Origin of the sequence: Rhodococcus sp. NyZ502, assembly GCF_041464245.1 — a bacterium.
Taxonomy (GTDB): Bacteria; Actinomycetota; Actinomycetes; order Mycobacteriales; family Mycobacteriaceae; genus Rhodococcus_F; species Rhodococcus_F qingshengii.
On sequence record NZ_CP167155.1, the window covers coordinates 1,924,945 to 1,938,933 of the forward strand.

At 61.9% G+C, this 13,989-nt stretch carries 1 protein-coding gene (only partly in view); it reads left to right on the forward strand.

The genetic code is table 11. The annotated features are described in order from the left end of the window. Positions 1 to 13,989 carry the start of a non-ribosomal peptide synthase/polyketide synthase gene (locus ACBG85_RS09175; RefSeq protein WP_372027125.1) on the forward strand. It continues 14,757 nt past the right edge of the window, so only the first 13,989 of its 28,746 coding nucleotides appear in the window; the start codon lies at positions 1 to 3; the stop codon falls past the right edge of the window.

Here is a 13,989-nt window from a genome sequence, read left to right on the forward strand (position 1 = left end):
GTGAATTCGCTGGGTAACGGAGAACTGGGGAGCGGCAAGCCGGAGGTCGGCAGCTCGCCGGAAGACGTTCAGCGATCCGACGCATTCCCGCTTTCCGCGGCCCAGCTCGGTATGTGGTTCGCGCAACACCTCGATCCCGCCGTTCCGGTCAACATCGCTCAGTACGTCGAACTCCGTGGTGCTCTGGAACTTGACGCCCTTCGGCAGGCCTGCGCAGACGCCGGTCGCGAAATCGGGTCGGCCTTCGTCCGGATCTTCGAGATCGACGCCCAGCCTTACCAGATCATCGACCCCGCACTCGATGATTCGGTCGGTTACGTCGACCTTCGTAGTGAAGACGACTCGCACGACGCTGCCATGCGGTGGATGCGAGCAGATCGCAGCCGGCCGATCGACATGCTCACGGACCGCTTGATCTCTGCCACGATCCTGCGGCTCGGCGAGAATCGCTACTACTGGTACACACGGGTCCACCACACAATTCTCGACGGTTTCGGTGCGTCGACGTTCGTCACTCGTGTGGCGGAGCTGTACTCGGCGCGCGTGGAGGGCCGGGATCCGGAGCCGAGTGAGGCCTCCGATCTCCGGAACGTCTACGAGGTGGACAACAAGTACCGCCAGTCGAGTCGTTTCGAAACCGATCGCAAGTACTGGGCAGACAAGATCGAGAATCTCGACGAGATCTCGAGCCTCGCGGGTCGAAGTGCCGCGCCGGCTCCAGTCAGTCGGATCGACAGTGCAGCGCTGTCCAACCACGTCGAGGCTCTGCTCGGGCGGTTCCTCGAGCGCATCGAGAAGACCACTGTTGCCGGCACTGTCGTCGCGGCGTTTGCGGCGTACCTCGCTCAGATGACCGGACGAGAGGACGTGTCGCTGAGTCTGCCCGTTTCCGGTCGAACAACAGCCGTGCTGCGTCGATCCGGAGGCATGGTCTCCAACGTCGTGCCGCTGCGCCTGACCGTCACCGCGGACACCACCGTCCAGGAGCTTCTGGACGATGTCAGGAACGAAATGTCCGGCGCACTGCGCCACCAGCGATACCGACACGAGGACATGGTTCGCGGCGGGGACGGGCCGGGCCGGGGCGGATTCTTCGGCCCCTGGATCAACATCATGATGTTTTCCACCGAGTTGGCGTTCGGGCCCCTCGTCGGCGAACTTCACATCTTGTCCACGGGTTTGATCGAAGACCTCGGTGTCAACCTGTATCAGAGCGTCGGCGATACCCGCACACACATCGACTTCGAGTCGAATCCCAATCTGTACGCGCCCGCGGACGCCCAGCGAAATCACTCGCGGTTCGTAGAGTTTCTCGAGAAGTTCGTCTCGGCCGAAACGAGCCGCAAGGTCTGGGATCTTCCTGTCGCAACCGACGAGGAGCGAAACAAGGTTGCCTTGTGGAACCGCACCGGCTTCCACGTTGCCTCGCAGACCATCACCGAAGCATTCGAGCGTCAGGTCGAGAGAACTCCCGATGCCACCGCTGTCATTTTCGAAGGCGCCAGCCTCACGTACGCCGAATTCGACTCTCGCGCAAATGGTTTGGCTCGTCAACTCATCGCCATGGGTGTTGGGCCCGAATCGCTTGTAGGACTGTCGATCCGCAGGTCTTTGGACTTGATGGTCGGTCTGTACGCGATTGCCAAGGCCGGCGGAGCCTGGGTACCGGTGGATCCCGACCACCCAGCCGACCGCACCGCCTACATTCTCGAGTCGGCGCAGCCCACGTGTGTTGTGACCACTGCGCGGGACGACGTGGATCTGCCCTCGGGCACACGGGTCATCGAGATCGACACACTGGACTATGGGCAGCTCGACAGCAGGCCGATCGTCAACGCGGATCGCCTGTCTCCCTTGCATTTCTCGAACACTGCGTACGTGATCTACACCTCGGGTTCGACCGGTCGACCCAAGGGTGTCGCGGTCACTCACGCGGCGATCAACAATCAGCTTCAGTGGATGAACGCCGAGTACGGGCTTTCGGCGTCGGACATCTACCTGCAGAAGACCGCTACGACATTCGACGTGTCGCTGTGGGGATTTTTCATGCCGTTGCAGGTCGGCGCCACGCTCGTCGTCGCGACTCCGGACGGTCATCGAGACCCGATCTACGTGGCGAACAAGATCGCGGAGCTCGGCGTCACGATCACCGACTTCGTGCCATCCATGCTCACGCTGTTCACTGCGAATGCACCTGCCGGATCTTGTGATTCGTTGCGCCACGTGTTTGTCATCGGCGAGGCGCTCCCGCCCGAGACGTCTTCCGCCTTCCGCGAACTCTGTGGAGCCGGACTGCACAACCTGTACGGTCCGACCGAAGCCGCGGTATCGGTCACGTACTACGAGGCCGTGGCCACGGATACTACTTCCGTGCCGATCGGTATGCCGCAGTGGAACACTCAGGCGCACGTACTGGACGGGCAACTTCGCCCGACCCCCATCGGGCAGCCGGGTGAGCTCTATCTCGCCGGCGTTCAACTCGCGCGCGGATACGTTGGTCGACCGGACCTGAGCTCGGATCGGTTCGTAGCCAATCCGTACGGCACGGCCGGTGAGCGTATGTACCGGACCGGCGACCTCGTTCGTCGCCGTGAGGACGGAAATCTCGACTACATCGGGCGTACAGACTTCCAGGTGAAGTTCCGCGGGCAGCGCATCGAACTCGGCGAGATCGAGACCGTCCTTCTGGCGCACCCCGACGTTTCGCAGGCTGTCGTTTTGGTGACCGTCACCCCGACCGGTGATCAATTGGTCGGCTACGTCGTGCCGGGTCCAGGCCGAAACATCGATGCTGCGGTGCTCAGTGAGTTCGCCGGCCGAAGCCTCCCGTCGTACATGGTTCCGGCCGCGTTGATGGTGCTCGATGCGTTGCCGCTCAACACGAGTGGCAAATTGGATCGTGCCGGGTTGCCCGAGCCGGTGTTCGCGAGTGCGAAGCAGTACCGCGAGCCCCGCACCGAAATCGAACGCATCGTGGCGGACGTGTTTGCCGACGTTCTCGGTGTCGAGCGCGTCGGTATCGATGACGACTTCTTCGAGCTCGGTGGAAACTCTCTGGTTGCAACACAATTAGTGACGCGAGTGGGTTCGGCATTGGGAGTGCAACTCGGCGTTCGAGAGCTCTTCGAATCCACCACGGTCGCCACCCTGGCGGCCCGCGCCGAGTCGGTGGCGGGCAACGCCAGGCAGCTCACCCCGCTGATCGCCAAGCCTCGTCCCGAGGTCGTCCCGCTCTCGCTTGCGCAGCAGCGCATGTGGTTCATCAACCGTCTCGATCCGTCGACGCCCGCCTACAATCTTCCGTTCACGGTCCGGCTCACCGGTTCGGTGGACCCGTCCGCCCTGCATGCCGCGGTGATGGATCTTCTCGAGCGACACGAGTCCTTGCGGACGATCTACCCTGATCTCGACGGAACCGCGCAACAGCTGGTTCTGCCGGTCGACCGGGCCGCGGTGGAGTTGAATCCGGTCAAGATTCGGAATTCGCATCTCGACGCGGCGCTGTTCGACGTGGCGTCTCGCGGCTTCGACGTGACGCTCGAAATCCCGGTACGGGTTGCCCTCTTCGAGGTGTCTCCGACGGACTACGTCCTGGTGATGGTTCTCCATCACATCGCTGCAGACGGACTGTCGTTCCGTCCGCTCGCACGTGACCTTCTCGTCGCCTACTCGGCGCGAAGTGAGAAGTCTGCGCCGGCGTGGACGCCGCTGCCGATTCAGTACGCCGACTACGCCCTGTGGCAGCGCGAAGCACTGGGATCCGACGAAGACCCGCGCTCGGAGTCGTCTCGCCAGATCAACTTCTGGCGCCGGGCACTTGCCGATCTGCCGGATCAGTTGGATCTGCCGACCGACCGACCTCGTCCTGCCATCGCGTCCAATCACGGTGCCAAGCACCATTTTCAGATCAGCGAACGCACGACGCGCAAGTTGAACGAGTTGGCGCGCTCGAGGAGCGTCTCGCTGTTCATGGTGTTGCAGGCGGCATATGCAACGCTGTTGAGCCGGCTCAGTGGTACCTCCGACATCGCGATCGGTGCCCCGATCGGCGGGCGAGGCGATCAAGCGCTCAACGACGTGATCGGCATGTTCGTGAACACCCTGGTGCTTCGCACCGAGGTCGATCCGAACGAACGATTCGAAGAGTTGCTCGCTCGGGTAAGGGAATCGGGCTTGTCTGCCTACGGGCATGCCGATGTGCCGTTCGAGCGGTTGGTCGAAGTCCTGAGTCCGGCGCGTTCGCAGGCTCGTCACCCGCTGTTCCAGGTTGCGCTCACTGCGGAGATCAGTGGACGACGCGAACTGGAATTCTCAGGTGTCAAAGCAGTTGCAGCTGAATTGGAAGTCCCGGTCGCCAAATTCGATCTCGAGCTCATGGTGTCCGAGAATCCTGAAGGCAGCGAAGACTCGGACGTCTTGAGCGCCACCTTCACCTATGCCACGGACCTGTTCGATCCGGCCACGGTGAACACTTTCGCTACTCGGTTCGTGCGCATCCTCGATGCCGTGGCTACCCGACCTGAAACGATCGTCGGCGATATCGACCTGCTCTCACGCTCCGAGCGCACCGATCTGACGGTCGTAGCCGCGGATGACACGATGCCCCGGCAGAGTCTCGTCGACATCTTCCTGTCCGGCACGGCTGAGGCGGATTCGGTTGCTGTGCGCTTCGAGGGTCGATCGATCACCTATCGAGAGCTCGATGAGCAGTCGTCGAAGCTCGCTCGGGTTCTGATCGGACGTGGCGCCGGCCCCGAGACCATTGTTGCTCTCGCCTTTCCTCGCTCGTACGAGATGGTCTGTGCAGTATGGGCGGTGGCGAAGTCAGGGGCGGCATACGTCCCAGTCGACCCGAGTTATCCGGAAGATCGTGTCCGGCACATGCTGGCCGATTCTTCGGCCGCGATCGGACTCACGTCGGGACAGTTCGTAGATCAGCTTCCTGCGGTCACAGAATGGTTGGTCCTTGACGGCCAGGCGCTGAACGGAGAACTGTCGGCGCAATCTTCAGCGCCGGTCACGGACGAGGACCGAATTGCTCCGATTCACAGTTCTCACGTTGCATATGTCATTTACACATCCGGTTCCACGGGAAAACCGAAGGGTGTCAGCGTCACTCACGGTGGACTCCGTGGCGTCAGAGACGCAGCACAGCGTCGCTACGGGGTAGAACAGTCCTCGCGCTTCCTCCATATCTGTTCACCGAGCTTCGACCCGTCGGTACTCGAATGGATGGTCGCCTTCTCCGCGGGTGCAACTTTGGTGATCGTTCCGTCGACAATTATCGGTGGACACGAGTTGTCGGATCTTCTTCATTCCGAGAAGGTCACACACGCGATCATCACTCCCGCAGTACTCGGGACCATGGAGCCGGCAGAGCTGCCTGAATTGCGAGTCGTCTCCGTCGGCGGTGACGTGACCACTCCCGAGTTGCTGGCGAAATGGGCCCCAGGGCGCGCCTACTTCAATGGGTATGGTCCGACCGAGACCACTATCATCTCGTCGTTCGGCGATCTCGCGATCGGCCGATCGATCGACATCGGGCGTCCCGTCGAGGGCATGTCGGCACTGGTACTCGACGAGCGTCTGCATCCTGTTCCAGTCGGTACCAGGGGAGAGCTCTACTTTGCGGGCGCTGCATTGGCTCGCGGCTACCATGAGCGGCGAGGCCTTTCTGCGGAACGGTTTGTCGCCAACCCGTATTCGCCGGATGGCGAGCGAATGTACCGGACCGGCGATGTCGTGCGCTGGACCGGCGGAGACGCGCGCGGTGACGCGGGGGTTCTCGAATACGTCGGCCGCAGTGACTTCCAGGTCAAGGTTCGCGGATTCCGTATCGAACTCGGTGAGATCGACGCAGTTCTGTCCTCGCACGAGTCTGTGCGCTTCGCGGTGACGGTCGGAAGCGAAGGCGCGGCGGGTGTCACAACCCTCGTTTCCTACGTCGAACTGGCTGACGGGTCGAGTTTCGATCGGGACGTGCTCGCCTCGTTCGTGGCGGAGGCTCTGCCGAGCTACATGGTTCCGTCCGTCATCATGGAACTCGCTGAGGTTCCGTTGACCCCGGTGGGCAAATTGGATCGCCGGGCTTTGCCGGAGCCTGTTTTCGAGGTCCGCGAGTTTCGTGCACCCACCACGCCGGTGGAAGAGATTGTCGCGCAGGTGATTGCGGATGTTCTCGGAGTGGAACGAGTCGGCCTCGACGACGACTTCTTTGAACTCGGTGGCAACTCCCTGGTGGCCACTCAGGTCACCTCCCGATTGGGGCGGGCGCTCGACACTACGGTGCCGGTGCGAACGCTATTCGACGTTTCCACCGTCGAGGCGCTCGCCGCACACATCGAGTCGCACGTAGGTAGCGGCGGGCAGAAGGCGCTCGTCGCACAGGTGCGTCCCGCGGAAATTCCGTTGTCGCTGGCGCAGCAGCGCATGTGGTTCCTGAACCGCTTCGACACCGACTCAGCTGCTTACAACATCACTTTTGCTCTGCACCTGACTGGTCATCTCGATACTGCCGCGATGGAAATGGCGCTGGAGGACGTACTGGCCCGGCATGAGGTGCTCCGAACGGTATATCCGGACGGGGCTTCCGGACCGAAGCAGTCGATTCTGTCGCTCTCGGAGGCGTTCGGCGGGCTGACCGTGGAGTCGGTTTCGGATCAGGACGAGCTCGAAAGTCGAGTCGCTGCAATCGGATCCTCAGCGATCGACGTCACCGTCGACGTGCCGATCCGTGTCCGCCTGTTGACGGTCAGCGACACCGAGCACACCCTTGCGATCGTGGTTCATCACATCGCCGCTGACGGTTGGTCGATGGCGCCCCTGGCTCGCGATGTCATGATTGCCTACTCGGCACGCAAGGACGGGATCGCGCCGGCGTGGCAGCCGTTGACTGTGCAGTACGCCGACTATTCGTTGTGGCAGCGTGAGGTTCTGGGGTCGGAAGAGGACTCGGAATCACTGATCTCGCAGCAGATCTCGTACTGGACCGAGACTCTGGCAGACCTACCGGATGTGATCGAGCTTCCGTCGGACCGGTCTCGGCCTGATGTGGCGTCGATGCGCGGCGAGCGATTCGCGTTCGAGATCTCCGGGGATGTGCACCGTCGATTGGACGCGCTGGCACGGGAGAACAACGCGACGCTCTTCATGGCGTTGCACTCGGCGCTTGCCGTTCTGATGGCCCGACTGAGCGGGACCTCGGACATCGCCGTGGGCACTCCCGTTGCCGGTCGCGGGGACGAGGCGCTCGACGATCTCGTCGGTATGTTCGTCAACACGCTTGTTCTGCGCACCGAGGTCGACCAGGCCCAGGCATTCACGGATCTGCTGGCTGCGGCGAGTGATTCTGCGCTCGGAGCGTTCGCTCACTCGGACGTGCCCTTCGAGCGGTTGGTGGACGTCTTGGCTCCCGCCCGGTCGCAGGCCAGACATCCGCTCTTCCAGGTTGTGCTGTCCTTGCAGAATCTCGCGCAAACGGCATTGGAACTGCCGGGACTGGCGATCAAGGCCGCCGAAATCGACACGACCACTGCCAAGTTCGACCTCGAACTCGCAGTAACAGAGTCGATCGGCGAAGACGGGATCCAGCAAGGGCTCTCGGCCGAATTCACGTTTGCTGCAGATCTGTTCGACGTTTCGACGGTCGAGGGGTTTGCTCGGCGTCTGGTTCGTATCCTCGAGACTGTCGTGTCGGTTCCTTCGATTGTCGTTGGTGACATCGATATTCTCGACGCGGCCGAGCGGGGTGTGCTGGCCGATGTTCATGGAGGTCAGTCGGTCTCGGGAACCCTGGTCGAGATCCTCACAGCGGCGGCCGCTTTGGATCCGTCGGCGGATGCGATTCGCTTCGACGGTCAGTCGATCAGCTACCGCGAACTCGACGAGCGGTCGTCGCGACTCGCTCGTGTTCTGATTGAGAAGGGCGTCGGGCCGGAGGATCGGGTCGCGATCGCGATTCCGCGTTCGGCCGATTCGGTTCTCGCTCTGTGGGCAGTGGTGAAAACGGGTGCTGCATTCGTGCCCGTCGACCCGACGTATCCGGTTGACCGTATCGCCCACATGATCTCCGATTCCGGTGCGGTGCTGGGTCTTGCGCTCAGTGACGTCGAGGCAGGATTGCCGTCGGCGTTGACGTGGGTTGTTCTCGACGACGAGAAGACAATGGCGGCGTGCGCGGCAGAATCTTGCGCGCCGGTAAGTGATTCGGATCGACGCAGTGCGATCGACGAGCGGCAGCCTGCTTACGTCATCTACACCTCTGGCACCACGGGTCTGCCCAAGGGCGTTGTGGTCACCAATGCGGGTGTGGCGAACTTCTGCGCCGAGCAGGTCGAGCGCTATGCGCTGACCGCGGATGCTCGGACGCTGCATTTCGCCTCGCCGAGTTTCGATGCTTCTGTTCTCGAGTTGCTGATGGCATTCGGAGCAGCATCGACGATGGTGATTGCGCCGACGACGGTGTACGGCGGCGCGGAATTGGCCGAGATCTTGCGCTCGGAGGGCGTGACGCATGCGTTCGTGACGCCCGCTGCGCTGGCATCAGTGGATCCGAGCGGGCTCGACGCGTTGCGGGTGGTTGTCGTCGGTGGCGAAGCCAGTTCGCGGTCTCTCGTTGCCAAGTGGGCGGTGCCGCTTCCGGATGGCGGTGTGCGTGGATTCTTCAATGCGTACGGTCCGACGGAGTCGACAGTCGCCTCGAACATCAGCGATACGCTGACCGCGTTTGATCGTATGAACATCGGCGGCCCGATTCGGGGAATGGCCGCGCGGATCTTGGACGGCCGCTTGCAGCCCGTTCCGGTTGGTGTCGCAGGTGAGTTGTACGTGTCGGGTGTTCAGGTCGCTCGTGGATACCTGGGACAGCCGGCATTGACAGCGGGTCGTTTTGTCGCAGACCCGTTCGGGGCGCCGGGAGAGCGGTTGTACCGCACGGGTGACGTGGTCCGGTGGATCGACGGTGGCGCAGTGGAGTACGTGGGCCGCAGTGACTTCCAGGTCAAGATCCGTGGGTTCCGTATCGAACTCGGCGAGATCGAGGCCGCGCTGACCCGTTGCGCGGGCGTTGCGCAAGCTGTTGCTCTCGTTCGTTCCGACGATCACTTCGGAGATCGTCTCGTTGCATACGTCGTGCCGCAGGCCGGCGCCGAGGTGGATCCCGCACAGGTCATCGAGTCGGTGTCGACGTTCCTGACCGGCTACATGGTCCCCGACTCGGTACTGGTACTCGATTCGATTCCGTTGACCACCGCGGGCAAGACGGACATCAAGGCTCTGCCCTCGCCCGTGTTCGAGTCCAAGGTGTACCAGGCGCCGATCACGACCGTCGAAGAGACTGTCGCGCAGGTGTTCTCCGAAGTTCTCGGAGTCGCACAGGTTGGCCGCGACGACGATTTCTTCGAACTCGGCGGCAACTCGTTGATCGCGACCCGTGTCGCCGCTCGGCTGGGAGAGGCGCTCGACACAAGCGTTCCGGTTCGTGCGCTCTTCGAAGCGTCGACCGTGCAGTCACTCGCCGTCCGGCTCGAGCTGCACGCCGGTTCGGGCGCCACCGCCCCACTGGTGCAGCAGCCCCGGCCAGCTCGGATCCCACTTTCGTTGGCGCAGCAGCGCATGTGGTTCCTGAACAGGTTCGAACCCGCGTCGGCAGTGAACAACGTCCCGGCGGCGATCAGGATTTCGGGCGCCCTCGATGTGGCAGCTCTTGACGCCGCCGTGATCGATGTCGTGGGCCGACACGAATCACTGCGAACTGTGTATCCAGACGTCGACGGCGTCGGCTATCAGGACGTCCTCGACGTCCAAGACGTTGTCGTCGACCTCAGCCCCGTGTCGATCACGGAAGATCGCCTGGCTGCGGGCGTCGCCGAGCTGGCGACAGTCGGCTTCGACGTGACGTCCGAAGTCCCGTTGCGCGCCAAGCTCTTCAAAGTCGGCGACAGCGAATACGTTCTGGTGTTCGTCGTGCATCACATCTCGACCGACGGTTTCTCGATGGGTCCGTTGACCCGTGACGTGATGGTTGCCTACGAAGCACGTACACGAGCGTCGGTGCCGGCTTGGACGCCGTTGCCGGTGCAGTACGCCGATTACTCGTTGTGGCAGCGTGAGGTTCTCGGGTCCGAGGACGATCCGCGGTCCGTGATCGCGAAACAGATTGCGTTCTGGTCGGATGCGTTGGCTGATATTCCGGAGCAGTTGGATCTGCCTGCCGATCGTCCTCGTCCCGAGGTCGCTTCAGGGCGCGGAGCCGAGGTCGAGTTCGATATCGACGCCACCCTGCACGAAGCTGTCAATTCGATTGCGCACAGCAGTAACTCGACACCATTCATGGTTGTTCACGCAGCGCTCGCCGTCGTACTTTCTCGTTTGTCCGCAACGACCGACATCGCGATCGGTACACCGATCGCGGGTCGCGGTGAGGCGCAGCTCGACGATCTGATCGGTATGTTCGTCAACACTTTGGTGTTGCGTACCGAGGTTGATCCGTCGATGTCGTTCACGGATCTGTTGGCGTCGGCGCGTGAAGTGGATCTACAGGCGTTCGCGCATGCGGATGTTCCGTTCGAGCGTGTGGTGGAGGTTCTCGATCCGGTTCGTTCGCAGGCTCGTCATCCGCTGTTCCAGGTGGCATTGACGTTCCAGAACCACGAACAGACAACGCTCGAACTGGGCGACCTCGAAGTGTCGATCGAAAGTGCCGATCTTGCGCTGGCGAAATTCGACCTCCAGTTGACCCTGACCGAACGAACCGACGAGGCCGGCGCACCCGCCGGAATGTCCGCCTCTTTGACGTATGCGACGGATCTGTTCGACGAGTCGACCGTTGTGGAATTCGGTGATCGGCTGGTAAGGACCTTCCGTGCGGTGACTGCTGATCCCACCGTAGCGGTGGGTGACGTTGACATCTTGGTCGATGGAGAACGAAACCTGCTGTCCCGCTTCAGTGCCGGCCAGATCGATCGTGGTGTGGATTCGACGTTGTCGGCGTGGTTCGATGATGCTGCTGCGCGGTTTGGTGATCGGGTTGCGGTGCGGTTCGGTGGCGAGTCGTTGTCGTATGGTGAGTTGTCGGTGCGGGCTAATCGTTTGGCGCGCAGGTTGATTGCTCAGGGTTGTGGTCCGGAGTCGTTGGTGGCGGTGGCGTTGCCGCGGTCGGCGGATCTTGTGGTGGCGTTGTTGGCGGTGGTGAAGTCCGGTGCGGGGTATTTGCCGGTGGATCCGTCGTATCCGGCTGATCGTGTCGAGTTCATGTTGGCTGATGCTGCTCCGGTGGCTGCGATTTCGTGGTCCGGGCGTGAGTTGGTGTTGCCCGCTGGTTTGCCTGTGGTTGATATCGACGCGGTGGATGTGTCGGAGTTCGATGGTTCGGTGGTGGCGGATGCGGATCGTGTTGCGCCGTTGCGGTCGTCGAATGTTGCGTATGTGATTTACACGTCGGGTTCGACGGGTCGCCCGAAGGGTGTGCAGGTTCCGCACACGACGGTGGCGAAGTTGTTTGCGAATACCGAGGGTGTGTACGGGTTCGACGAATCCGATGTGTGGACGATGTTCCACAGTTATGCGTTCGACTTCTCGGTGTGGGAGTTGTGGGGTCCGCTGTTGTACGGCGGCACGTTGGTGGTTGTGGATTATGTGACGTCGCGGTCGCCGGAGCAGTTCTTGGAGTTGCTTGCTGCTGAGCGGGTGACGGTGCTCAATCAGACGCCGTCGGCGTTCTATCAGTTGGCCGAGGCTGATCGGTTGGCGTCGGAATCCGGTCGGGCCGCTGAGTTGTCGTTGCGGTGGGTTGTTTTCGGCGGCGAGGCGCTCGAGCTGCGTCGCTTGTCGGATTGGTACGGCCGCCGCGGTGACTTCGCGCCGACGTTGGTGAACATGTATGGCATCACGGAGACGACGGTGCATGTGAGCCATCGTGTGTTGGATGCTGCGTTGGCGGCGGATGCGTCGGCGAGTGTTGTGGGTCAGGCTATTTCGGGTCTGCAGGTGTTCGTGCTCGATACGCGTTTGGCTCCGGTGCCTGTTGGTGTCGCGGGTGAGATGTATGTCTCTGGTGTTCAGTTGGCTCGGGGTTATCTGGGTCAGGCGGGGTTGACGTCGACGCGGTTTGTGGCGAATCCGTTCAATGCCGGCGAGGTGTTGTACCGCACGGGTGACGTCGCGTCGTGGAACAGTGCTGGTGATTTGGAGTATCTGGGTCGCGCGGATGATCAGGTGAAGATCCGTGGTTTCCGGATCGAGATCGGTGAGATCGAGTCTGCGGTGTTGGCGGATGTGTCGGTGGCGCAGACGGCGGTGGTTGTTCGTGAGGATTCTCCGGGTGATCAGCGGTTGGTGGCGTATGTGGTTCCGGCTGCGGGTGTGAGCGTTTCGGTCGACGATCTTCGGGTGTCGGTGGGTTCGTTGTTGCCGGAGTACATGGTGCCGTCGGCGTTTGTGGTGTTGGATTCGATTCCGTTGACGGTGAACGGGAAGTTGGATCGTCGGGCGTTGCCGGTTCCGTCGTTGCAGGTTGCGGTGTTCCGTGCTCCGACGTCGGTGGTGGAAGAGGTTGTTGCGCAGACGTTTGCGGATGTTCTGGGCGTCGAGCGTGTTGGTTTGGATGATGATTTCTTCGCGCTCGGTGGTAATTCGCTGATTGCGACGCAGGTGACGTCTCGGTTGGGTCAGGCGTTGGATGCTTCGGTGTCGGTGCGGGAGTTGTTCGAGGCGTCGACGGTGGAGGCGTTGGCTGCTCGTTTGGGTTCTCATGTCGGTGGCGGTTCACGTGCGGCGTTGACTGCGCAGGTGCGTCCGGTTCGGGTGCCGTTGTCGTTGGCGCAGCAGCGCATGTGGTTCCTCAACCGATTCGACACCGATTCTGCTGTCAACAATGTCCCTGTTGCCGTTCGGCTCACGGGTGCGCTCGATCTGGTGGCCCTGAATTCGGCAGTTCACGACGTTATCGGCCGTCACGAGGTTCTGCGCACGGTCTACCCCGAGGTCGACGGCGTCGGCTACCAGAAGATCTGCTCGGTAGAAGATGTCTCGATCGATCTCGGCGCAGAACGCGTCACAGACGACCGAATCCAGGCGGAGCTGTATTCGTTCTTCGCCCAGGGCTTCGATGTCACTGTCGAGGTTCCGTTGCGCGCCAAGCTTTTTCAGGTCGCTGATGACGACTTCGTGTTGTCGTTCGTGATGCATCACATCTCGACCGACGGCTTCTCGATGGGCCCGTTGACCCGCGACGTCATGACCGCCTACTACGCCCGAACCAACGGCCAGGCTCCGACCTGGACGCCGTTGCCGGTGCAGTATGCCGACTATTCGTTGTGGCAGCGTGAGGTTCTCGGGTCCGAGGACGATCCGCAGTCCATGATCGCGAAGCAGATTGCGTTCTGGTCGGATGCGTTGGCTGATCTTCCGGAGCAGTTGGATCTGCCTGGTGATCGTCCGCGTCCCGAGATTGCTTCAGGGCGCGGCGCCAATCACAGTTTCACCATCGAACCGCAGCTGTGGTCCGAGCTGGACGAACTGGGCAAGGCAACGAACGCAACTCCGTTCATGGTTGTTCACTCGGCTCTGGCGGTGCTGTTGGCACGACTGTCCGCGACGACCGACATTGCGATCGGTGCCCCGATCGCGGGTCGTGGTGAAGCCGAGCTCGATGACGTGATCGGTATGTTCGTCAATACCTTGGTGTTGCGTACCGAGGTTGATCCGTCGATGTCGTTTGCCGAGTTGTTGGCGTCGGCGCGTGAGGTGGATTTGCAGGCGTTCGCGCATGCGGATGTTCCGTTCGAGCGTGTGGTGGAGGTTCTCGATCCGGTTCGTTCGCAGGCTCGTCATCCGTTGTTCCAGGTGGCGTTGACGTTCCAGAACCTTGGACAGAGTGCTCTCGAACTGCCCGGACTCACCGCCGCTGCTGTGGAATTCGACGCAGCACTGGCCAAGTTCGATCTGCAATTCACACTTGAAGACGCCGCTGACGCCGGTATGTCCGGCACC